This is a genomic window from Sphaerisporangium cinnabarinum (assembly GCF_055567015.1).
Genome location: NZ_JBVHRG010000007.1, coordinates 176,099 through 198,599, shown reverse-complemented (window position 1 = coordinate 198,599; position 22,501 = coordinate 176,099). Strand labels below are relative to the sequence as shown.

The window sequence follows — 22,501 nt, the reverse complement described above, 5'->3', positions numbered from 1 at the left end:
TCAGTCCCCGAGCAGGGGCTGGATCGCCGCGCACGTGTCGGCGAGGACGCCCTCGACGTCCGCGTCGGCGGTCCACAGCGCGTCGAGCTGGGACCGCACCGTGTCCTGCAGCTTGGCGAAGTTCTGGTGCGACGGCTTCGTCACGGCGCCCTGGATGCCGTCGACGACGACCGCCTGGAGCTGCTCCTCGCTGAGCTTCGGGTTGGCCGCCCCGAGCGTCTCGGCCGTGAGGAGCGACTCGCGCGGCGGCGGGAAGTACGCGGCGAGCGTCTCGGCGTTCTCCGGGTTGGTGAACCACGCGAGGAAGTCGGCCGCGACGTCGGGGTGCTCCCCGGCCGCGAAGACGCCGATGCCGGCCTGGCCGATGACGTTCTGCTGGCCCGCCGGGCCCGCCGGGAGCGGCACGACGTCCCACCCGAACGAGTCGTCGAGCGACGACGCGCGGCTGATCTGCGTGATCGTCATGGCGGAGTCGCCCGCGAAGAAGTCGGCCGTCGTGCCGGGACCGGGCAGCGCCTTGTCGACGAACGTCGCGTCGTGGATCCACGTGAGCGCGTCGACCATCTCGGGGTCGGTGAACGTGCACTGCGTGCCGTCCTCGCTCCAGGGCGTCGCGTCCCAGCCGTCCCAGATCGTCGACAGGTTCTCCCACACCTTGTAGTCGAAGTCGCGGACCACGAGGCCCTGCTTGCCCGACGTCGCGGCGGCCGCCGCCGCGATCTCACGGACCTGGTCGTAGGTCCAGTCGCCCGACGCGACGAGGTCCGCCGGGTTCGGCTGGCCCGCCGCGGCGACCTGGTCGGTGTTGACGAACAGCGCGAACGGCGAGTTGGAGAACGGGTAGGCGTACAGGCCGTCGTCCTTCTGCCACAGCGCGAGCGAGGACTCGAGCAGGTCGTCGTACGCGTACCCCTCGGTCTCCTGCAGCTTGGGGGCGACGTCGACGAGCGCGCCGCTCGCCACGAACTCGGGCGCGTAGCTCTCGAGGATCCAGGCCAGGTCCGGCGCGTTGCCGCCGGCGAGCTGCGTCGTGAGCGACGTCGTGTAGTCCTCGAACGGGATCGTCTCGAACGTCACGCCGGACACGAGGTCCGGGTTCTCCGCGACGTACGCGTCGGCGATCTCCTGGAACTGCGCGAGCTGCGTCTCGTCGGCCGTCCAGACGGTCATGCGCAGCTCGACCGGCTCGCTCGGGGTGCTCGGCTCGCCCGCGACGTCGTCGCCGCCGCCGGAGCACGCGGTGAGGACGAGGGCGAGCGCGACGCCGCCGACGGCGAGAGGTGCGCCGACGAGGCGGCGTCGGGTGCGCGGGGTGAGGGGGTTCATCAGTTCTCCTTCGGACTGAGGGTGGGCGGGGTGTCGGGCGCGGGGAGCCCGGGTCAGTAGGGGTGGGCCTCGGCGGGCCAGCGCAGCTCGACGCCCGCCCGGACGAGCTCGTCCTGGTAGTCGGCGAGGAGGTCGGCCTTCGACTGGACGGCGTGCGGCGTGCGCCCGGTCGCGAGGCAGTGCGCCGCGAGGTGGCCGGCGGCCTCGCCGATGTTCCACTCGACCGGGTGCAGGCGGTAGCAGCCGTTGGTGATGTGCGTCGTGCCGATGTTCTTGTTGGCGGCGAGCAGGTTGGTCACGCGCTGCGGCAGCAGGGCGCCGAGCGGGATCTCGAACGGCGTCGACGCGACGTCGATGTACGTGTCGCCGCCCGTGGAGGGGTGCAGGTCGATCCGGTACATGCCGACGCCGACCGAGTCGTCGTAGCGCGTCGCGCCGCGGTCGCCGCGCACGGCGTACGAGACGTCGTTCTCCGTCACCGTCGTCACGGCGCGCAGGCGGCGGGACTCGCGGTGGTAGGCCGCCTGGGCGAGCCCGTCGGCCGAGCCCATGACGTCGGGCCGCAGGCGCAGGCCCGGGAAGCCGGTCCCGCCGTCGGCGCGGGGCGCCTCGGTCTGCATCCAGTAGAGCATCGAGAGGCTGAGCTGCCGGGCGTCGGCGATCCGGGCCTCCTCCACGTCGCGCGGCACGTCGAGCACGGGCTCGAGGAAGTAGTCGATGCTCGGCCAGTTCACGAGGCACAGGTCGCTCGCGTAGTGACCCGGCGCGAAGAGGTCGCGGGCCGCGATGCGCCGGAACGTCCAGAGGTTGCCGTCGCCGGGGTTCTTCGACTGGTCGGCGTCGACGGCGCGCGGGTCGTCGCCCGGGTTCGGGGTGAACGACCGCACGTCCATCGCGAGCGTGCGCGGGTTGGGCGCCTCCCACGACAGCATCCGCCGCCCGTTCCACGGTCCGGGGGTGTACGTGCTCCAGAAGTCGTAGCGCTCGGGACGGTCGATCGTGTGGTCGCCGTCCACGTGCTCGACGGCGAAGCACACGCTGAGGGCCTGCACGTTGTCCGGCTGCGCCTCGTCCGGCGCGCTCGGCTCCCCGGTCTCGCGGTTCGACTCGAACCCGGTGACGTACTCGGTGCCCGTCAGCGGCAGGAGCTCGCCCGTCTCCGTCGCGTCGACGACGAACGCGGCGTGGACCGTCACGGCCGCGCCCGCGCCGTCGGCGGTGACCGGGGTGAGCGTCACGGAGGTGACGCGGTCGCCGTCGGTGGTGGCCGCCGTCGGGCGCACGCGCTCGAGCAGGCGGACGCGGCCCGCGGACCGCCACGGGGCGAGCATCTCCTCGAGCACGCCCACCGCGACGCGCGGCTCGTGGCACAGCTTGGAGACCCAGCCCGCCCCGGGGTTGAGGGCGTCCCACGTGCGCGCGGCGTCGGTGAGCGGGTAGGAGCGGCGGTAGACGTCGCGGATGCCGTCGCGCAGCGCGCGGTAACGCGCGGTCACGCCGAACCGCTCGACCCACGGGCTCTCGTCCGGCGGTACCGCCTGGGACGTGAGCTGCCCGCCGATCCACGGGTGCTCCTCGGTGAGGACGACGCGGGCGCCGCGCTCCGCCGCCGCGAGCGCGGCGGCCACGCCGCCGAGCCCGCCGCCGACGACGAGGACGTCTGCCTGGAGGTCTGCATGGGTCACGCTGGGGTTTCCGTTTCTCTGGTGCTCGGTGGTGCGGTCTGAGGTCGGTCAGGCGGGCGCGGCGACGCCCGACGGCGCGGCGACGGTCTCGCCGTCGACGTCCACGCACTCGAGGAGCTGGTGGAGCTCCTCCTCCGGGACGGCGACGGCGCGCGACGCGCGGCGGTCCGAGCGGCCCGAGCCGGACTCGGCCGCGACGAGGCGGGACAGCAGCACGAGGGCGCGCGCGCCCATCTCCTCGCGCGGGATGGAGAAGCCCGACCAGCGGCGCCCGCCCGGGCGCCCGTGGTGCGGCTGGCCGAGCAGGAGCACCGAGACGTCCGCCGGCACGCGCACGCCCCGGTCCTCGAGCTCGTCGACGAGCTCCTCCGGGGAGTTCTCGGGCGCCACGACGACGGCGGTGAGCCGCTGGTCCACGATCTCGGTCGCCGTCGCGGGGACGTCGTCCAGCTCGACGAACCGCACGGTCAGGCCGTGCGCCTTCATCGTCGCGCGGTAGGCGTCGACGCGGTCGAGCGTGGGCTGGTCCGTGCCGCGGGGCCCGACGTACCCGATGCGCTCGTGCCCGAGCTCGACGAGCCGCTCGACCTGGCGCGCGGTCGCCGCGACGTAGTCGGCACCGACGTAGGGCAGGCGTCCGCCGTCGCTGCCGCGCTTGCCGATGAAGACGAAGGGGTAGTTCGTGTCGAGCAGGTGCTGGAGCTCGCCGCGGTCCTCGTGCTGGCCGAGCAGCAGGCAGCCGTCGGCGATCCCGAGGCGCTGCCAGCCGTCGCGCGTGAGGCGGCGGCGCCCGTCGACGACGCGCGCGCTCGTGAAGAGCAGGATGTCGATGCCGAGCTTCTCGGCCGCGTGCTCGATCCCGACGAGGAACGGCCCGTAGAAGTCGCGCCCGGCGCGCGGGAACGTCGCCTCGTAGGTGAAGACGCCGAGGATCTGGTTGCGCCCGCCCGCGAGACGCTGCGCGACGGGGTTCGCCGAGTAGCCCGTGATCCGGATCGCGTCGAGCACGCGCTGCCGCGTCTCCTCGCTGATCCGCACCCCCGCGGGCGTGGAGTCGTTCAGCACGAACGAGACCGTCGCCTGGCTGACGCCCGCCATGGCGGCGACGTCGGCCTGGGTGATGCGGTGCCTCGGCATGGATCCTCCTCGATCACGTCGTCGATGACGTGGAAGGAGTCTCGCCAGGCCGGGCCCGGCCGGTCAACGCGATAATACGCATTATTACGCCGGGACCCGCGCGACTCCGCGGGCGGGCGGCCGCCCGGTGATCCGCATAATGCCGTGCGCCACGGGCTGAGGCCGGCGCTGCGGCCGGGCGGGCGGGGCGCGGGGACGCACGACGGGCCCGGGGCCGCACCGTGGTGCGTCCCCGGGCCCGTCGCCCCCGCTCGCGCCGCGCGCTACCCGCAGGTCAGCGCGCCGTACGGCGCGGTCGTCGTCCCCTGCCCGACGCCGTCCGTCCCGACGACCTCGACCGTCGCCTCCCCCGCCGCGACCGTCGCGGCCCGCGTCGCGAACGACTGGTAGGCGCTGCGCCCGGACGCGACGTCGGCCACGGTGCGCTCGCCGAACGGCGTCGCGAGCCGGACCGCCACCGCGCCCTCGCCCGCGTTGCGCGCCGTCACGGCCACGTACGCGCGGCCCGCGAGGCACCGCGTGACGGCCTCGACCTCGACGGCGGGCTCGCCGTCGTCGCACGCCGCCGCCTCGTCCGCGGTCGGCGTCCAACGGAACCAGTCGAACGACGCGACGATCTCCGGCGGCGTCGCCGAGCCGCGCATCGCGAACGGGCCGACGCCGGTCGCCCGGAGCGCGGCGACGTCCACCGTGCGGCCCCACGGCGCGAACTCGACGCCGTCGACCGACACCGACGCCTGCACGGCGGTCCCGTCGCTCGTCAGGCGCAACCAGAAGGTGTCGCCGAGACCCGCGGGCGGGACGACCGAGTCGAAGCCGGTGTTGCGGTCCGTCCCGTCCTGGCGCCAGATGAACTCGACCCGCGGTCCGAGCGACCCGTGCACCAGGTCGAGCTTTGCGTAGTTCGCGTCGTCGCGGTACAGCAGGAGACCGCCCTGCTGGAACCGCTCCGTCGGGGAGACGGAGACGGCCGTCGTGACCTCCCACGGCCCGGCGGGGACGGCCTGGAGCGGCAGCGCGGCGCCGGCGACGCCGGTCGGGTACGCGGGGACGCGCAGGGAGCCGTCGACGAGCTCGTGCCGGGCGGTCCCCGGCCGGACGACGGTCCAGCGCGCCGGGTCGAGCGTCGTCCCGTCGAACTCGTCGGACGCCGCGCCGCTGCACCGCTCGCGCAGCGGGTCGGGGTCCTGGCCCGGCTCCGGGGGTCGCACGGCGTCGGGGTCGCGCTGCGCCCACGCGATCGTCGCGCCCAGGCGGTCGCCGGACTCGTAGAAGAGGTACGTCTCGTCACCGTCGGTGACGATCTCGGGGGCCGCGACCCGGCCCGTGTCGTCGCCCACGCCGCTCGCCCGGTGCAGCTCCCACCGCGGGCCGACCTGCGTCATCGTCGGGTCGAGCGTGCGGGCGAACGTGATGCCCGTGGAGCCGTGGTAGATCACGTACAGCTGGCCCTCCCACTCCCACAGGTTGCCGCCGGACACGTTGGTGCCGGTCGCGGCGTCGGGCACGACGAGCGGGTCCGGCCGCACGACCCAGGTCTTGCCGTCGACCGACTCGGCCACCTTGATGCGGCGGATGTTGTCGGTCCGGTTCTGCATGTACGTCATCGCGAACCGGTAGCCGGACGACGGGTCCGGGTGCTCGACGACGCGCGCGTACGAGGTCTCCGTGGTCCCCGCGCCGCTGTCGGCGTTCGTCACGGCGACCCCCGAGTCGTCGAACGCGAGCCCGTCGGGCGACGTCGCCCAGCGCGTCGTGGAGTTCTCGCCGTGGAAGTACAGGAGCACCTGGTCCGTCGCGTCGTCCCACAGGACGTCGGGCGACGAGACGTGCGAGACGCGCTCGTAGAACGGCAGCCACTCGTCCGCGACGATCGGGTTGTGGGCGTACTCCGTCCACGGGCCCTCGAGGGAGTCGGCGTACATGACCGAGATCCCGCCCGGGGAGTCGTGCGGGGCGTAGTAGAGGTACCACTCCCCCAGCGGGTCGTCGAGGTACGCGCCCGCGTGGAAGACGCTCGGGAAGATGAACTCGTCCGTCGGGTTGTAGATCATCGACTCCTTGTCGGTGACCACGCCGCGGTACTCGAACACGGGCAGGTCGGACGCCGACGGGCCGTCGGTCGTCGCTCCGGTCGTCGCTCCGGTCGTCGCTCCGGTCGTCGCTGGGGTCGTCGTCGTTCCGGTGGTCGCCCCGGTCGTCGTCGGGGCGGTGGCCGCGGACGGCGCGCCCGCGGCCTGGGCCGTGGCCGGGACGAGCGCCCCGGCGGCGAGGACCGCCGTCAGGGTGGCGACCGCCGTCGCCACGGTGCGCGGTCTGCGGCGTGGTGCTGCTGCTCGGGTTCTCACAGGGGACCTCCGTCGGTTCCTCGCCGGCGGCGTCGTCGCCGCCGGGCGCCACGTCGGGACGTGGGCTGCTGGCAGTGTCGCCGGACGAGCACGGTGGAGGTCAAAGGGATGATGCGCATTATTAGCGTGCTCACGGTGCCTGGGGCGACGACGCTAGAGTCGTCCCGACCGCACCTGAATGTCGGACATCAGATGTATTGACCGGAGGATCGCCCCGTGCCGCTCTTCGACCTGCCCCTCGCCGAGCTCGAGACCTACGCCCCCGTGCTCGACGAGCCCGCCGACCTCGACGCCTTCTGGGCGAAGACCCTCGCGGAGTCGCGCGAGGCGGGCGGGGACCTGGCCGGGTCGGTGCGGCTGGAGCGCGCGGAGACCGGCCTCGACCTCGTCGTGGTCGACGACGTGACGTTCCCCGGGTTCGCCGGCCAGCCCGTCAAGGCGTGGCTCGTGCGGCCCGCCGAGGCCGCCCGCGCCGCCGCGGCCGGCGACGACGACCCGCTGCCCGCGGTCGTCGAGTTCCTCGGGTACGGCGGCGGTCGCGGCCTGCCCCACGAGCACCTCGCGTGGGCGAACGCCGGGTACGCGCACCTCGTCGTGGACACGCGCGGGCAGGGCAGCCAGTGGGGCAGCGGCGGCGGCACGCCCGACCCGGCCGGGTCGGGACCCGCCGTCCCGGGCGTCCTCACGCGCGGCATCGAGGACCCGCACGACCACTACTACCGTCGCGTCTTCACCGACGGCGTGCGCGCCGTCGACGCCGTCCGCTCCCTGCCCGGCATCGACCCCGAGCGTGTCGCGGTGCACGGCGTGAGCCAGGGCGGCGGCATCGCCATCGCCGTCGCGGGCCTCGCCGACGGGCTCGTCGCGGCCCTCCCGGACGTCCCGTTCCTGTGCCACTACCGCCGCGCCGTCGAGATCACGGACCGGGACCCGTACCGCGAGCTGACGCGCTACCTCGCCGTCCACCGCGACGCGGAGGAGACCGTGTTCCGCACGCTGTCCTACCTCGACGGCGCGGTCCTCGGGCGCCGCGCCACCGCGCCGGCGCTGTTCTCCGTCGCGCTCATGGACCAGGTCTGCCCGCCGTCCACCGTCTACGCGGCGTACAACGGCTGGGGCGCGGCCGCCGGGGCGGCACCCGCGGCCGAGCGCGCGATCGACGTCTACCGCTACAACGAGCACGAGGGCGGCCAGGGCTACCGCTTCCCCCGCCAGCTCGCCTGGCTGCGCGACCGCTAGACCGCCGGGAGGTCAGTGCGCGACGACGCGCGCGCCCGCCGCGGGGGCCGTCGTGCACCACACGGTGTCGCACGCGTCGTTCGCGGTCCACGAGGCGGCGATCGCGAGCGCGTGCTGGCGGCTGCGCGCGAGCGCGGCGACGGTCGGGCCGGAGCCGGACACGATCGCGCCCAGGGCGCCGGCCTCGGTCGCGACGTCGATCGTCCGCCGGAGCTCGGGCCGCAGCGCGAGCGCCGGGCCCTGGAGGTCGTTGCGCAGCACCTGCCCGAGCCCGACGGCGTCGCCCGCGCGCAGGGCCTGCATGAGCGCGGTGTCCTCCGCGAGGTCGAGCTCGGCCGGCCCGCCCACGGTCTCGTCGAACGTGCGGTAGACCTGGGCGGTCGACAGGCCCTCGGCCTGGACCGCGAACACCCAGTGGAACTCCCCGCGCGTCATCGCGGGCGTGAGCACGTCGCCGCGCCCCGTGCCGACGGCGGTGTGCCCGACGAGGCCGAACGCGACGTCGGCCCCGAGCCCCGCGGCGAGGCGGACGAGCTCGGCCCGCGGCACGCCCGCGTCCCAGAGCGCGTCGCACGCGACGAGCGCGGCGGCGGCGTCGGCCGACCCGCCGGCCATGCCGCCCGCGACCGGGACCTCCTTGTGGATCTCCAGCCGGACGTCGGGGTCGAGCCCCACGTGCTCCGCGAGCGCGACGGCGGCGCGCCACGCGAGGTTCGTCTCGTCGGTCGGCACGGCGTCCGCCTGGAGGCCCGAGACGCTGAGCGACACCCCGGAGCCGGGCGGCACCTGGTGCGCGACGACGTCCTCGCTGAGCCCGACGGCCTGGAAGATCGTCACGAGCGGGTGGTAGCCGTCGTCCTGCACCGCACCGACGCGCAGCGAGAGGTTGACCTTGCCGGGCGCGCGCACGCGGACGGACGGGGGCGGCGCGAGGGAGATGCTCGGCGGGCGCGGGGGTGTCACGCGTCCACTGTGCCAGGTCGGCCGGTGGGCCGCCCCGCGGCCGGGCCGGCGCCGCGCGCCGGTCGGTCGGCGAGGCCGACGCGGCGGACGAGCTGCTCGGCGACGCGCGCGAAGGCCGCGACGTCGAGCACCTCGCCGCGCGCCTGCGGGTCGACGTCCGCGGCCTCCAGCACCTCGGCCGCGACGCTCGCCGAGCCGGCGAGGCCGGACAGGGCCGAGCGCAGCATCTTGCGGCGCTGCGCGAACGCGGCGTCCACGACGGCGAAGACCTGCTCCCGGGTCGCCGCGGTGGCGGGGGGCTCGCGACGGTCGAGCGCGACGAGGGCCGAGTCGACGTTGGGGACGGGCCAGAACACGTTGCGCCCGATCGTGCCCGCGCGTCGCGCGTCGGCGTACCAGGCGGCCTTCACCGACGGCACGCCGTACGTGCGCGACCCCGGGGGCGCCGCGAGCCGGTCCGCGACCTCGGCCTGCACCATGACGAGCACGCGCTCGAGCGAGTCGAAGCGCTCGAGGAACGTGAGCAGCACCGGCACCGCGACGTTGTACGGGAGGTTGGCGACGAGCGCCGTCGGGGCCTCGCCGGGCAGCGTCGTCACCTCGAGCGCGTCCGCGCCCACGACCTCGAGCCGCTCGCCGACGTCGGGCACGTGCGCCGCGACCGTGTCGGGGAGCTGGCGCGCGAGGACGGGGTCGATCTCGACCGCGACGACGCTCGCGCCCGCCTCGAGCAGCCCGAGGGTCAGCGAGCCGAGCCCGGGCCCGACCTCGACGACGCGCTCGCCCGGGCGGACGTCCGCCGCACGCACGATCTTGCGGACGGTGCCGCCGTCGTGCACGAAGTTCTGGCCGAGGGTCTTCGTGGGGCGGACGCCGAGACGCCCCGCCAGGTCACGGATCTCGGCCGGACCCAGCAGGGCGCCTCGGGTATCGCTCATGGGACGCAAGCCTACCGACCCGACGCCGACCGGCCCTCGCCGGGGACGACGAAGGGCGGGGCGCCGTGCGCCCCGCCCTCCGCGGTGTTCGTCGGTCCGCCGTCAGGCGGCCGCGTGCGTGCCGTGCGGGCTCAGAGGAGCCCGAGCTTGCGCGCGCACGCGGGCCACTGGCCCCAGCCCGAACGGGCCTGGAGCGCCTGGGCACGCTGCGTCTGCTCGGCCGCCGAGGCCTCCGAAGGGAGGCCGGAGCCGCCCATCGCGCGCCACGTGGACAGCGAGAACTGGTACAGGCCGTAGTAGCCGTTGCCCGTGTTCGTCGCGGGGTTGCCCCCGGACTCGCACTGCGCGAGGGCCGACCAGACGCCCGCCGGGGCCGACCCGAGGTCGGCGGCCGGGGTCGGCGCCGGGGCGGACGAACCGCCCGACGACGAGCCGCCGCTCGACGACGAGGACGACGAGCGCTGCGACGCAGCGGGCTTGGGCTCCGGCTTGGGGCGCTCCTTGGTGCCCTGCACGAGGATCTTGTTCACCGGGGGCGTCGTGACGCCCTCGGAGACGAGCTCGCGGGACTCCTCGACGCCGTCGACCGTCGTGACGCGGTGCACCGTCGTGTGGACGCCCTCGGCGCCCTCCTGCTTGACGACCGGGTCGAGGTCCTTGAAGCGGTCGGCGTCCTCCTCCGTGACCGTCTCGAACGGGACGGCCTTGTCGGTGGGCACCTCCTCGACCTTGACGCGCTGCACGACGAGGGAGACGGGCGCGGCGTCCGCCGCAGCCTCGGCGTCCTCGGACGTCGCGACGGCGGCAGGCTCCTCGGTGGCTGCCGCGTCGGCGGCGGGCGCCTCCTCGGCCGGGGCCGCGGCGGCCTGGGCCGCCTCGACCTGCTCGGTCTTCTCGACGTGGACACGGTCGAGCTCGCCGAGCTGGACGCCCTGCTGGTCGAGGATCGCGTCGATCCCGATGCTCCCGTCGGGAGCGACCTTCGTCTCGCCGTCGACGACGACGTTCACGGGGCCGTCCGCGTCGAGGCGGATCGGGAGGGAGGCACGCTCGCCGGAGCGCGACGCCACGAGGCGCACGTCGCTGCCGCGCGAGGCGAGGGTCGTGAGCGCCTCGTCGGCGTCGAGCGACGTGAGCCAGACGGAGGACTGGGAGCCGTCGACCTGCACGGGCACCTCGCGCCCGTAGCGCACGACGACGTCGCCGCCGCCGCGCAGGGCCGAGTCGACGTCCGGGACGACGAGGTCACGGTCGCCCACGGCGACGTCCTGCTCGGCGAGCAGGCCCTCGACGGATCCGGCGAAGGTCGTGACGGTGGTGATCTGGCCGTCGACGTCGAGCTCGACGGTCTTGCGCGCCTGGCCGTAGGCGACGGCACCGGTCGCGAGGAGCACGACGGTGGTCGCGCCGGCGACGAGCGGCCAGCGGCGGCGACGGTGCGCGGTGGTGGTCGCGGGGCTCTGGGGGCTCTCCGCGAGGGTCTCGGTGGTGTCGGGGGTGATGTCGGCGCCCTCGGGGGCGCCGGCCGCGTCAGCGGTCCGGTGGAAGGGGTTCTTCACTCGGGTCCAGTCGTCGTGCGTCCCGGGCACGGAGGCTCGACGGCGCGTAGCACCACCCGTGGCCCACGGCGGACTGTCGTCCTCCGCGGCGGGCGCACACGTGCGACCACGGGTCTCGAGCGGCCGATCCGGCTGCCGGCGCCACCCTCGGCACCCCTTCCCCAGGGTCCGTCGACGGCGCACCGCTCGCGTCGGTCCGGGCACGTCCCGCCGGTCCGGGTGGACCGTCGGAGCACGCCGTTCACGCGCGAGCGACGATCGACCGTAACCGATCTGTTATCGAAGTCCAACCCCTGGGGGGATACGCTAGTGAGTTCTGTCCGTATTTCGCCGTGAATGTCGTGCGTCCTCCACGACTCCCGCACGCCGTCTCACGGGCCCTCCCCCTCCGCGCGCGCACGCCCGGCGCGCACGCCGCGCGCCCCGAGCCGGGCGAGGACGACCGCGAGCTCGGGCGGGTCCAGCACGGTGAGGTCCACGTCCAGGCTCAGCAGGAACCCCGCGACCTGGGCGAGCGACGTGCCGCCGGTCTCGAGCAGGCACGCGTCGGGGCCGTCGTCGGCGAGCGCGCCCGCGACCGGGGAGAGCCGCTCCGCCACGACGACCGCCGGGGCGTGCAGCCGCACCCGCACCGGCCGGGCCCACGCGGCCGAGCCGACGCCGCGCACGACGTGCGCGACGGCGTCGCCGCCCGGCACGGCGCGCGGCACGAACCGCGGGCCGCCGGGCGTGCGCAGCGCGAGCCGGTCCACGCGGAACGTGCGCCAGTCGTCCCGGTCGAGGTCGAACGCGAGCAGGTACCAGCGGCGCCCCACGTGGACGAGACGGTAGGGCTCGACGGCGCGGGACGTCGTCGAGCCGTCGTGCGCGCGGTAGTCGAGGCGCAGCCCCGTGCGCGCGGCGATCGCCGCCGCGACGTCCGCCAGCACCTGCGCCCCGACGGCCGGCCCGCCGCCGGGCGCGCTCACCACGGCGGCGCGCAGGGCGTCCGCCCGGGCCCGCAGGCGGGCGGGCAGGACCGTGTCGAGCTTGACCAGCGCGCGTGCCGCGACCTCCTCGACCCCGACGATCGACCCGGCGGCGGCGGCGCGCAGCGTGACCGCCACGACGGTCGCCTCCTCGTCGTCGAGCAGGAGCGGCGGCAGCGCCGCCCCCGAGCCCAGCCGGTACCCGCCCGCGGCCCCGGGGGCCGACCGCACCTCGTAGCCGAGGAGGCGCAGGCGCTCGACGTCGTTGCGTACCGTGCGGGTCGTCACGCCCAGGCGCTCGGCGAGCTCGGGCCCGGACCACGACGGGCGCGCCGGCAGGAGCGCCAGGAGGCGCAGGAGCCGGACCGAGGTGTCGAGCACGCCCCCATCGTGCCGCACCATGCGGAACCGCACGTTCCGCAGAGGGTCCTACGGTCGAGGTGTCGGCCCCGCCGGGGACGACGGGACGACAGCACCGGGCACCGCCCGACGACGAAGGAGACGACGATGCTGCGTGGGATGGCGACGCTGAACCTGTGGGCCGACGACCTCGAGGCCGCGTCCGCGTGGTACGCGGAGGTGCTGGGGACCGAGCCCTACTACGTGGTGCCCGGCGGGTACGTCGAGTTCCGGGTGGGCGACCGGCAGGACGAGCTGGGCATCATCGCCCGGTCGTGGTCGCCGCACCCCCAGCCGGGGACGCCGGGCGGCGCGATCGCGAACTGGCACGTCGACGACGTGCGGGCCGCGTTCGCCCGGCTCCTGGCTCTCGGCGCGACCGAGTACGAGGGCGTCGTCGAGCGCGGGCAGGGCGAGGGCTTCGTCACCGCCTCGGTCGTGGACCCGTTCGGCAACGTCCTCGGGATCATGCAGAACCCGCACTACCTGGAGATGCTCGGGCGATGACGGGCCGGTAGCGGGGCGACAACGGGGAGCGGTCAGTACCAGCCCTTGGCCACGGAGTGGGACCACGCCGAGCACGGCGTGCCGTAGCGGCCCTCGATGTACCCGAGGCCCCACGTGATCTGCGTCGCCGGGTTGGTGCGCCAGTCGGAGCCGGCGCTCGCCATCTTGGAGCCGGGGAGGGCCTGCGGGATCCCGTACGCGCTCGAGCTCGGGTTGTCCGCGTCGACGCGCCAGTTGCTCTCCTTGGTCCAGAGCTTGTCGAGGCACACGAACTGGTCGTCGCCCCAGCCGCGCTGCGCGGCGAGGGAGCGGCCTACGGCGCGCGCCGAGCCGGGGTCGACCGAGACCGAGACGTCCATCGTCCCGACCTTGATGACCTCGTTGCGCGGCTCCGTCGTGACCGTGCGCGTGAGGACCGTGCGCGACACCTCCGCCCCGCCGAGCGTCTGCACCGAGTAGGTCGTGACCGCCTCGCCGACGCGACCGGACTGCACGACGACGCGGTGCCCCTGCGGGAGCGTGGGGTCCTCGCGCTCCTCCGTCTCGAACGGCAGGACCTCCGTGACCGTGTCCGCGGTGGCCGCCGCGCGGCTCACGAGCACGAGCATGCCGTCCACCGCCGCGGCGTCGAGCGGCGCGGACGTGCCGTCGCCCTCGGCGAGCACGATGCCCGCGGTCGCGAGGACCCCGCGCACCGTGGGCTCGGCCGTCGTGATGGGCATGACCGCGCCGTCCACCGCGACGTGGACCGTCTTGAGCGTGGAGACCCGGATCGGCTCGCGCCCGAGGGCCTGCGTGCGCGACACCTCGGTCACGGCACCCTCGGCACGCGGGCCGAGGTACGTGAGCAGCTCGCCCACGGTGCGGGCCGTCGTCGGGATCGTCTGCACCTGGCCGTCGATCTCGACGGTGACGTCGTGGCTCGTGCGCACGACGATCGTGCCGCCGTCGCGCGCCGGGTCGGCGAGCGCCGGCTCGACGAGGTCCTGCTCACCGACCGCGACGCCCTGGTAGTCGAGCACCGCGGCGACCGTGCGCCCGTACGCGGAGACCTGGTGCAGCTCGCCGTCGACGTCGAGCGTGACGTCCTTGTGGAGCGTGGCGAACGCGCCGGTGACCCCGACGAGGCTCGCGACGACGAGGCCCTGGGCCGCGAGGCGCTGCACGCGCCGCCGACCGGTTCCGTCAGGTGCGAGCACGCGGGCGGTCCCTTCTGCGGGAGGACGCCCGTCGGCGAGCGCCGAGGGCGAGGTGCGGGACGTCGTCGGCGCGGGGCGCACGACGCACGGACCCGACCGTAGCCGAAACGTGACCTGGGGCGAAACCTCGCAGCCCTCGCGCACCGGACGCGGTCCGCCCGCCCGGACGCGTCGTCGTCACCAGGGTCCGTAGACCGCGACGGAGGTCGCGGCCAGGCGCTCGCACACGTCCGCGAGCGGTCGGTCCACGACCTCGGCGACGGTACGGACCGTCGTCGGCAGGACGTACGGAGCGTTGGGACGCCCGCGGTACGGGTGCGGCGTGAGGTACGGGGCGTCCGTCTCGACGAGGACCTGCGCGAGCGGGACGGCGCGCAGCGCCGCCCGCAGCTCGTCGTTCGCGCGGAACGTCACCGGACCCGCGAAGGACAGGTACCAGCCCTGCTCCGCGCAGAACCGGGCCATCGCGGCGTCTCCCGAGTAGCAGTGGAAGACCGTCCGCTCCGGGGCGCCGTCGCGCGCCAGGACGTCGAGCACCTGCGCGTGGGCGTCGCGGTCGTGGATCTGGAGCGCGAGGCCGAGCTCCTTCGCGAGCGCGACGTGCGCGCGGAACGCCTCGCGCTGGACGGCCTCCCCCCGGGGGCCGGTCCGGAACAGGTCCATCCCGGTCTCGCCGATCGCGCGCACGCGGTCGTTCGCGCGGGCGATCGCCGCGATCTCCGCGACCGCGACGTCGAGCGGCACGTCGTGGTGCGGCCGCGGGTCGGGCTCGAGCCCGTCCGGGCCGACCTCCCGCACCCCACCGTGCAGCACGGCCTCGTTCGGATGGATCGCCACGGCCCCGAGCACCTTCCCCACCCCGGGGCCGAGCACGGGGTTGTCGCCCGTCACGGCCGCCGGGCGGGCAGCAACCCCATGCTCGGCAGACGCCGGTTCCCTCAGGAGGGCGTCGGTCCACCGCGCCGCCGGCAGGTCGCAGCCGACCTGCACGAGCCGGTCCACGCCGACGGCCGCCGCCCGGGCCAGGTGGTCCGCGACGGTCGGGGCAGGGGTGCCCTCGGGGAGGACGTGGGCGATCGAGTCGAGGTGCGTGTGGTTGTCCACCACCGGGACCGGCAGCGGCTCCGGGTCCGGCGGCCAGCCGCGCTCGCGCTGCTTGGCCACCGTCAGGCGTTCTCGCGCAGGCGGTCGAGCTCCTCCTCGACGATCGAGTCGTCGAGCTTGGTGAACACCGGCGTCGGCTTGCCGACCGGGGTGCCGGGCACGACGGCCTTCGGCTCCCACGTCGCCAGGCCCTCGGCGCGGTAGTCGCCCGTGATGACCGGGTAGTGGCGCGAGTCGTCGTCGAGGTCGGTCACCTCGTCGATGCGCGGCTGGGCGGCGAACGTGCCCGTGCCGCCGAACGCCTCGTGCACCTGCTGCGCCGAGTGCGGCAGGAACGGGGACAGGATCGTGTTGAGGTCGCTCACGGCCTGGGTCACGGTGTGCAGCACGGTCGCGAGCCGGTCCGGGTCGGTCTTGAGCTTCCACGGCTCGGTGTCCGACACGTACTTGTTCACCTCGCCGACCGTCTTCATGGCCTCGGCGACAGCCGCGCGCTGACGGTGCGTCGCGATGAGCTCGCCCACGCGCCCGAACGCGGTCGTCGTCGTCGCGAGGACGCCCTCGTCGATCGGCTGGCGCTGCCCCGGCTCCGGGATCGCCCCGAAGTTCTTGTGCACGAGGTTCGCCGTGCGGTTCACGAGGTTGCCCCAGCCGGCCACGAGCTCGTCGTTCGTGCGGCGCTGGAAGTCCGCCCACGTGAAGTCGACGTCCTGCGTCTCCGGCCCGGCCGACGCCACGTAGTACCGGAACGCGTCCGGCTGGTAGCGGGCCAGCATGTCGCGCACGTAGATGACGACGCCGCGCGACGACGAGAACTTCTGGCCCTCGACGTTGAGGAACTCGCTCGACACGACCTCGGTCGGGAGCTGGAGGTTCCCGTACGGGCCCGGGGCGCCGCCCTTGCTCCCCCGGCCGTCGTAGCCGAGCAGCTCGGCCGGCCAGATCTGGGAGTGGAACGTGATGTTGTCCTTGCCCATGAAGTAGTACGACCGCGCCTCCGGGTCGTTCCAGAACGCGCGCCACGCGTCCGGGTCGCCGCTGCGCCGCGCCCACTCGATCGACGCCGAGAGGTACCCGATCACCGCGTCGAACCACACGTACAGGCGCTTGCTCGAGTTCTCCTCCCACCCGGGCAGGGGGACCGGGATGCCCCAGTCGATGTCGCGCGTCATGGCGCGCGGGCGCACGTCGTCGAGCAGGTTGAGCGAGAACTTCAGGACGTTCGGGCGCCACGCGGTGCGCGTGCGCAGCCAGTCCCCCAGCGCGTCGACGAACGCGGGCAGGTCGAGGAAGAAGTGGTTCGACTCGACGAACTTCGGCGTCTCGCCGTTGATGCGGCTGTGCGGGTTGATGAGGTCGATCGCGTCGAGCTGGTTGCCGCAGTTGTCGCACTGGTCGCCGCGCGCGCCGTCGTAGCCGCAGATGGGGCACGTGCCCTCGATGTAGCGGTCGGGCAGCGTGCGGCCCGTCGACGGCGAGATCGCGCCCATGGTCGTCTGCTCGACCATGTACCCGTTCTTGTGGACCGTGCGGAACATCTCCTGCACGACGGCGTAGTGGTTGCGCGTCGTGGTCCGCGTGAACAGGTCGTACGACAGGCCGAGCTGGTGCAGGTCCTCGACGATGACCCGGTTGTACCGGTCCGCGAGCTCCTGCGGGCTCACGCCCTCCTTGTCGGCCTGGACGAGGATCGGCGTGCCGTGCTCGTCGGTGCCCGAGACCATGAGGACGTCGTGACCCGCCATCCGCATGTGCCGGCTGAAGACGTCCGACGGGACACCGAAACCTGCGACGTGGCCGATGTGGCGCGGCCCGTTGGCATACGGCCACGCCACGGCCGAGAGGATGTGGGTCATGGTGCCCGATCCTAGTCGGGCCGCGCCGCGCTCCGCGGCGTCGTCCGCCCCCCGGAGTTCGAGCGACGCCGAGAACGGGGTTGCCGACGTTCTCAGCTCCAGAACGTCGGCGACCCCGTGCTCGGCGGAGAGAAAGCGCGTGCTCAGTACCAGTTGACGGCCTGCGAGTGCGACCACGCGCCGCACGGCGAGCCGTAGGAGCCGGCGATGTAGTCGAGGCCCCAGGCGATCTGGGTCGCGGGGTTGGTGGCCCAGTCGGCGCCCTTGCTCGCCATCTTCGAGCCGGGCAGCGACTGCGGGATGCCGTAGGCGCTCGACGTCGGGTTGTCCGCCGTCGGGTTCCAGTTGGACTCCTTGGTCCACAGGCTCTCGAGGCACGTCCACTGCGAGCCGGTCCACCCGCGCTCGGCGGCCATGGCCTGCCCGATGGAGCGCGGGTCCTTCGGGCGCTCCTTCGTGCCGGTCGCGACGACCTCGTCCACGGGAGCGGTCGTCACCTCTTGCGAGAGCTGCTCGCGCGACTCCTCGACGCCGTCCACGAGGGTGACCTCGAACGTCGTCGTGGTGACGCCGTCGGCGCCCGCCTGGGTGACGGCCGACTCGTCGGTGTACCTGGCGTCGTCGGGCTGCTGCACGGTCCCGTGCGGCACGGGGGTCGTCGTCTGCTGCTGCTCGACGACGACGCGCTGCACGACGAGCGACACCGCCGGTGCGCCCGGCTCGGGCGCCTCGACGCGCTGGACGCTCACGCGGTCCAGCTCGCTGAGCTCGATGCCCTGCTGGTCGAGGATCGCGGGGATGCCGATGCTGCCGTCGGGCGCGACCTTCGTCTGCCCGTCGGCGACCACGTTCACCGGCCCGTCGGTGTCGAGGCGCAGGTCGAGCGACGCGCGCTCGCCGGACCGCGACGCGACGAGGCGGACGTCGCCGCCGCGCTCCGCGAGGGTGTCGAGCGCCTCGTCGGCGTCGAGCGCGGTGAGCCAGACGTCGGACTGCGCGCCGTCGGTCTGGACGGTGACCTTCTTGCCGAGGCGCACCACGACGTCGTCGCCGTCGCTGAGCGCGGAGCCGGGGTCGGGCGCGACCTGGTCGCGCGCGCCGACCTCGACCCCGGCGGCGTCGAGCGCGCCGCCGACGGAGCCGGCGAGCGTGCTGACGGTGGTCGTCTCGCCGTCGACGTCGATCGTCACGGTCTTGCTGGCCTCGCCGTAGGCGACGGCACCGGAGCCGACGAGCGCGACGGCGGTGGCCGCCGTGACGATCGACCAGCGCCGCCGGCGCGTCGACCGGAGGCTCCGGGCCGCGCGGGCGGACCGACGGGTGGGGTTCTCGGGGCTCTCGGCGGTCGGCACCGCCTCCGGGGTGGTCTCGGGGGTGTGCGCCATGACGTCGGCCGTCTCGGGCGCGCGGGAACGGAAGGGGTTGTGCACAGTGGTCCAAGTCGTCGGGGGCTCCCGGGCACGGGGGTCGACGGCGCGCACGCGCCTCCGGGGTGCTCCGCAGCGTGGCGGGCGCACCCGGCTCGACCGGCCGATCCGGCGTCCTGCGGCCCTCGGCGCCCTGGGCGCCCGGGAGAGGCCGCGTCCCACGGCCGGCCAATACACCTGTCCCCGGTGAGCGGCTACGCGAGACACTCGACCGTAACCGATTCGTTATCGCACACCAAACCGCCTGGTCACCCCGCGCGTCCCCGACATCGGCCCTGCGGTCTCCCGATCGGCCCTCAGGAGGTCGATCCCGGACGCCCGGGCCGATCTCGCGGCCGGGCGCCGGGCGGTCCCGGTGCTCACCTCGTCGGCGTCACCGTGACGCGCAGGAGCCGGTCGTCCCCGTCGCGCGGGTCCCCCCGACCGTCCGTGCTGCCCGTCAGCACGTAGAGCACCGCGCTCCCGTCGGCACCGGGCGGCGTCGCCGGGTCGACGAGGACCGCGCGCAGCCGGCCGCGGTCCGTGAGCACCGCCTGCGGCGCGCCGAAGGCGGCGGCGTCGGTGCCGCCGTCGGGCGACGTGAACGGCACGCGCCACAGGCGCTCCCCGCGCAGCCCGGCGAGGTACGCGCCCTCGCGGGTCACCGCGAGCCCGCTCGGCGAGGCGTCCGACGTCGGCCACGTCGCCACCGGGTCGACGAACCCGGCCGCCGCCCCGCCCGTGCCCTCGACGTCGGGCCAGCCGTAGTTCCCGCCGGGCACGACGACGTTGAGCTCGTCGAACGTGTCCTGGCCGAACTCGGACGCGAGCATCCGGCCCGTCACGTCCCACGCGATCCCCTGGACGTTGCGGTGCCCGAGGCTCCACACGGGCGAGGCCGGGTCCGGGTTGCCGGGCGCGGGGTCGCCGTCCACCGTGACGCGCAGGATCTTGCCCGCGAGCGCGCCCGGGTCCTGCGCCGCGCCGCGCTGCTGCGCGTCCCCCGTCGTGACGTAGAGCTGGCCGTCGGGACCGAACGCGAGCCGTCCGCCGTCGTGCGTGGACGCCGCGGGCACGCCCTCGACGACCGTGGTCAGGGCGGAGAGCTCACGCCCCGCGAGCGTCCCGCGCAGCACCTCGTTGCCGTCCGGCGCGGTCCGGTACGCGAACACCTCCCCCGCCGCGACCCCGCCCACCGGGCCCACCGCGACGCCGAGGAGCCCCGACTCGCCGCGCGCGACCGTGCCGTCGCGCAGGTCGTCCGCTCCTGGCCCGGTCACCGGTTCGACGGCGCCCGTCGCCGGGTCGACGACGACCAGCCGGCGCTCGTCGCGCAGCGAGACGAGCAGCGTGCCGTCCGCGAGCGCCGCGAGCCCCCACGGCGCCGGGAGCCCGGTCGCGACCTCGACCACGTCGACGCGCACCTCGGGCACCACGACCAGGCCGTCGGAGGCGGCCTCCGGTGACAGGGCGGACGCGTCGGGCGCGACCGGGTCGGCGGGCGGGGACGGGACGGTCGTGGCCGACGGCGCAGGGGCGGGCGCGTCGTCGGGCGCCCCGTCCGAGCACGCGCCCGCGCCGAGCACGACGGCGAGCCCGACGGCGAGCACGGGCACGCCGGTCCGCGCGCGCACGGCGGGACCTCGACCTGAGGCCCGGGTCCTGTGGTGGCGTCGCACCCGCCCATCGTCACCCGCAGCGGCGGGTCGTGCCGGGCGACGATCGGCAGGGGCGACGGACCTTCGGCCCGCGCCACCGGTCCTTCGGCGGCCGTCGGGGGCCGGACGACCAGGCATGCTGGAGGTGTCCCCGAGATCCGGGGACGTGGGCGAGGAGGCGTGTGCACATGTCGCGGACGTACGTGGTGACGGGATCGGCATCGGGCGTGGGGGCCTGCGTGGCCGGGTTGCTGCGCGAGCGGGGCGACCGGGTCGTCGGCGTGGACCTGCGCGACGCCGAGGTCCAGGCGGACCTCAGCACCGACGAGGGTCGCGAGCGTGCGGTCGAGGAGGTGCTCGCCGCCACGGACGGCACGGTCGACGCCGTCGTCGCGTGCGCCGGGATCTCCGCACCCGTGCCGACGACGGTCGCGGTGAACTTCTTCGGCGTCACCCGGTTCCTCACGGGACTCCTGCCCGCGCTCGAGCGCTCGCAGGCGCCGCGCGTCGCCGTCGTGTCGTCGATGGCGACGCTCCAGCCCGTGTCCGAGGCGATCGTGGACGCGTGCCTCGCGGACGACGAGGAGGAGGCCCTGCGCGTCGCGGGCACGCTCGCCGAGCAGGGCCCGCAGGTCGGGTACCTCGCCTACCCGTCGTCCAAGCGCGCGCTGTCGCGCTGGGTGCGGCGCGAGTGCGTGACGCCGGCGTGGGCCGGGCGGGGCGTCCCGCTCAACGCCGTCGCCCCCGGGACCGTGCTCACGCCCATGACGGCCCAGCTCCTGTCGACCCCGGAGTCGGTCGCCATGGTCGACGCCGCGGTGCCGATGCCCCTCAACGGGCACCAGTCGCCCGAGTCGGTCGCGTCGCTCCTGCTGTGGCTGACCGACGTCGCGAACACGCACGTCACCGGGCAGACGATCTACGACGACGGCGGCGCCGACGCCGTGCTGCGCGGCGACGACGTGTGGACGGGGACGGTCCCTAGCCCAGTCGCGTGAGCCCGCGGCGCAGGCCCCGGACGGCCTGACCGATGCGGTGCTCGTTCTCGATGAGCGCGAACCGCACGAACTCGTCGCCGCCGGGGCCGAACCCGACGCCCGGGGACACCGCGACGTCGCACTCCTCGACGAGGTGCGTCGCGAACTCGATCGAGCCCATGTCGCGGTACGGCTCGGGGATGCGGGCCCACGCGAACATCGTGCCGCCGGGCTTGTGGATGTCCCAGCCGATGCGCTGCAGGCCGTCGTGCAGGGCGTCGCGTCGCGACTCGTAGACGGACGAGATCTCCCGGGGGAACTCCGTCGCCTCGTTGAGCGTGACGGTCGCGGCGATCTGGATGGGCTGGAACGTGCCGTAGTCGAGGTAGCTCTTGAGCTTCGCGAGCGCCCCGACGACGTCCCGGCGCCCCACGAGGAACGCGACGCGCCAGCCCGCCATGGAGAACGACTTCGTCATCGAGTACAGCTCGACCGCGACCTCGCGCGCGCCCTCGCACTCCATGATCGACGGCGGCTCGAACCCGTCGAACGTCATGTCGGCGTACGCGAGGTCGTGCACGAGCACGACGTCCTTGTCCCGCGCCCAGTCGACGAGGCGCTGGAGGTCTTCCTTGGTCGCGACGGTGGTCGTCGGGTTGTGCGGGAACGACAGCACGACGACGCGCGGCTTGGGCCAGCCGAGCTCCCACGCCTCGATGATGCGGTCGATGTACCCCGCGGCGTCGGTCCCGTCGCCGATGGGGACCTGGCGCGCGTCGGCGCCCGCGAAGTAGGGGCCCCAGATGTGGATCGGGTAGCTCGGGGTGGGGACGAGCGCGACGTCGCCCGGCTGCAGCAGCACCCACATGAGGTGGCTGAAGCCCTCCTTGGCGCCGATGGTCGAGATGATCTCCGTGTCCGGGTCGAGGCTCACGCCGAACCGGCGCTGGTACAGCCCGGCGACGGCCTCGCGGAGCTTCGGGATGCCGCGCGACGCGGAGTATCGGTGGTTGCGCGAGTTCTGCGCGGCCTCGGCGAGCTTGTCGACCGCGACCTGCGGGCTCGGCAGGTCCGGGTTGCCGAAGCCGAGGTCCACGACGTCGCGCCCCGCTCGGCGTGCCTCGATCTTGAGCCCGTCGATGATCGTGAAGACGTAGGGCGGCAGACCGGGGATCCGGCGGAACTCCATCGCAGTGCTCCAGCTCTGTGCGGCGCTCCCGGGCGCGGGGGTG

16 protein-coding genes and 3 pseudogenes are annotated in these 22,501 nt (G+C 74.6%); 3 read left to right on the top strand and 16 right to left on the bottom strand.

Translation table 11 applies throughout. The annotated features are described in order from the left end of the window. The 4 genes from ACZ4MO_RS12175 to ACZ4MO_RS12160 all read right to left on the bottom strand — a co-directional run bounded on the left by ACZ4MO_RS12175 (position 1) and on the right by ACZ4MO_RS12160 (position 6,454). Positions 1 to 1,326 (bottom strand): extracellular solute-binding protein, encoded by a 1,326-nt coding sequence (locus ACZ4MO_RS12175; RefSeq protein ID WP_175008934.1) that lies wholly within the window; start codon positions 1,324 to 1,326, stop codon positions 1 to 3. 53 nt (positions 1,327 to 1,379) lie between these two features. Beyond that, positions 1,380 to 3,011, bottom strand: a complete 1,632-nt coding sequence (locus ACZ4MO_RS12170; protein ID WP_108050077.1) for an FAD-dependent oxidoreductase — start codon at positions 3,009 to 3,011, stop codon at positions 1,380 to 1,382. 48 nt (positions 3,012 to 3,059) lie between these two features. Next, entirely contained in the window at positions 3,060 to 4,148 is a 1,089-nt protein-coding gene (locus tag ACZ4MO_RS12165) for a LacI family DNA-binding transcriptional regulator (RefSeq protein ID WP_074808016.1), read from the bottom strand. 263 nt (positions 4,149 to 4,411) lie between these two features. Then, positions 4,412 to 6,454, bottom strand: coding sequence for a beta-xylosidase family glycoside hydrolase (locus tag ACZ4MO_RS12160; RefSeq protein WP_175008935.1), 2,043 nt, complete (start codon positions 6,452 to 6,454; stop codon positions 4,412 to 4,414). 258 nt (positions 6,455 to 6,712) lie between these two features. Here ACZ4MO_RS12160 and ACZ4MO_RS12155 point away from each other — a divergent pair, with 258 nt between their 5' ends. Beyond that, entirely contained in the window at positions 6,713 to 7,735 is a 1,023-nt protein-coding gene (locus ACZ4MO_RS12155; protein WP_175008936.1) for an acetylxylan esterase, read from the top strand. A gap of 12 nt (positions 7,736 to 7,747) precedes the next feature. Here ACZ4MO_RS12155 and ACZ4MO_RS12150 read toward each other — a convergent pair whose 3' ends face one another. From ACZ4MO_RS12150 to ACZ4MO_RS12135, 4 genes are all read right to left on the bottom strand, one after another. Beyond that, positions 7,748 to 8,698, bottom strand: coding sequence for a 4-(cytidine 5'-diphospho)-2-C-methyl-D-erythritol kinase (locus tag ACZ4MO_RS12150; RefSeq protein ID WP_083385171.1), 951 nt, complete (start codon positions 8,696 to 8,698; stop codon positions 7,748 to 7,750). Beyond that, on the bottom strand, positions 8,695 to 9,636 hold the full coding sequence (gene rsmA / locus ACZ4MO_RS12145; protein ID WP_175008937.1) for a 16S rRNA (adenine(1518)-N(6)/adenine(1519)-N(6))-dimethyltransferase RsmA: 942 nt from the start codon (positions 9,634 to 9,636) through the stop codon (positions 8,695 to 8,697). The genes ACZ4MO_RS12150 and rsmA overlap by 4 nt, the downstream gene beginning before the upstream one ends. A 131-nt stretch (positions 9,637 to 9,767) precedes the next feature. After that, the gene (locus ACZ4MO_RS12140; RefSeq protein ID WP_342779578.1) at positions 9,768 to 11,225 is read right to left on the bottom strand and encodes a resuscitation-promoting factor; all 1,458 of its coding nucleotides are present in this window, start codon (positions 11,223 to 11,225) and stop codon (positions 9,768 to 9,770) included. Between the two features lie 341 nt (positions 11,226 to 11,566). Next, a complete protein-coding gene (locus ACZ4MO_RS12135; RefSeq protein WP_175008938.1) occupies positions 11,567 to 12,544 on the bottom strand; it encodes a WYL domain-containing protein in 978 nt (325 codons plus the stop codon). A 126-nt stretch (positions 12,545 to 12,670) separates the two neighbouring features. Between ACZ4MO_RS12135 and ACZ4MO_RS12130 the strand changes: the two genes are divergently transcribed. Then, a complete protein-coding gene (locus ACZ4MO_RS12130) occupies positions 12,671 to 13,069 on the top strand; it encodes a VOC family protein (protein ID WP_074808028.1) in 399 nt (132 codons plus the stop codon). A 32-nt stretch (positions 13,070 to 13,101) separates the two neighbouring features. Here the strand turns inward: ACZ4MO_RS12130 and ACZ4MO_RS12125 are convergent. The 7 genes and pseudogenes from ACZ4MO_RS12125 to ACZ4MO_RS12095 all read right to left on the bottom strand — a co-directional run. Then, a pseudogene (locus ACZ4MO_RS12125) lies at positions 13,102 to 13,362 on the bottom strand (aggregation-promoting factor C-terminal-like domain-containing protein); the annotation flags it as partial. Positions 13,363 to 13,440: 78 nt separating this feature from the next. Continuing rightward, positions 13,441 to 14,235 (bottom strand): annotated as a pseudogene (locus ACZ4MO_RS12120) (resuscitation-promoting factor); the annotation flags it as partial. A gap of 210 nt (positions 14,236 to 14,445) precedes the next feature. Beyond that, positions 14,446 to 15,432 carry a TatD family hydrolase gene (locus tag ACZ4MO_RS12115; RefSeq protein WP_175008939.1) on the bottom strand — a complete coding sequence of 329 codons (987 nt, stop codon included), beginning with the start codon at positions 15,430 to 15,432 and terminating at the stop codon, positions 14,446 to 14,448. Between the two features lie 2 nt (positions 15,433 to 15,434). Continuing rightward, positions 15,435 to 17,228, bottom strand: coding sequence for a methionine--tRNA ligase (gene metG / locus ACZ4MO_RS12110; RefSeq protein ID WP_175008940.1), 1,794 nt, complete (start codon positions 17,226 to 17,228; stop codon positions 15,435 to 15,437). A 143-nt stretch (positions 17,229 to 17,371) separates the two neighbouring features. Next, positions 17,372 to 17,920, bottom strand: a complete 549-nt coding sequence (locus ACZ4MO_RS12105; protein ID WP_499278995.1) for an aggregation-promoting factor C-terminal-like domain-containing protein — start codon at positions 17,918 to 17,920, stop codon at positions 17,372 to 17,374. A gap of 390 nt (positions 17,921 to 18,310) precedes the next feature. After that, positions 18,311 to 18,613 (bottom strand): annotated as a pseudogene (locus tag ACZ4MO_RS12100) (ubiquitin-like domain-containing protein); the annotation flags it as partial. Positions 18,614 to 19,014: 401 nt separating this feature from the next. Next, entirely contained in the window at positions 19,015 to 20,268 is a 1,254-nt protein-coding gene (locus ACZ4MO_RS12095; protein ID WP_255437204.1) for a PQQ-dependent sugar dehydrogenase, read from the bottom strand. Between the two features lie 212 nt (positions 20,269 to 20,480). Here ACZ4MO_RS12095 and ACZ4MO_RS12090 point away from each other — a divergent pair, with 212 nt between their 5' ends. Beyond that, a complete protein-coding gene (locus ACZ4MO_RS12090; protein WP_114553889.1) occupies positions 20,481 to 21,290 on the top strand; it encodes an SDR family oxidoreductase in 810 nt (269 codons plus the stop codon). Here the strand turns inward: ACZ4MO_RS12090 and ACZ4MO_RS12085 are convergent. Next, the gene (locus ACZ4MO_RS12085) at positions 21,274 to 22,458 is read right to left on the bottom strand and encodes an aminotransferase class I/II-fold pyridoxal phosphate-dependent enzyme (RefSeq protein WP_114553888.1); all 1,185 of its coding nucleotides are present in this window, start codon (positions 22,456 to 22,458) and stop codon (positions 21,274 to 21,276) included. The two genes, ACZ4MO_RS12090 and ACZ4MO_RS12085, sit on opposite strands and share 17 nt — an antisense overlap. Positions 22,459 to 22,501 lie beyond the last annotated feature (43 nt).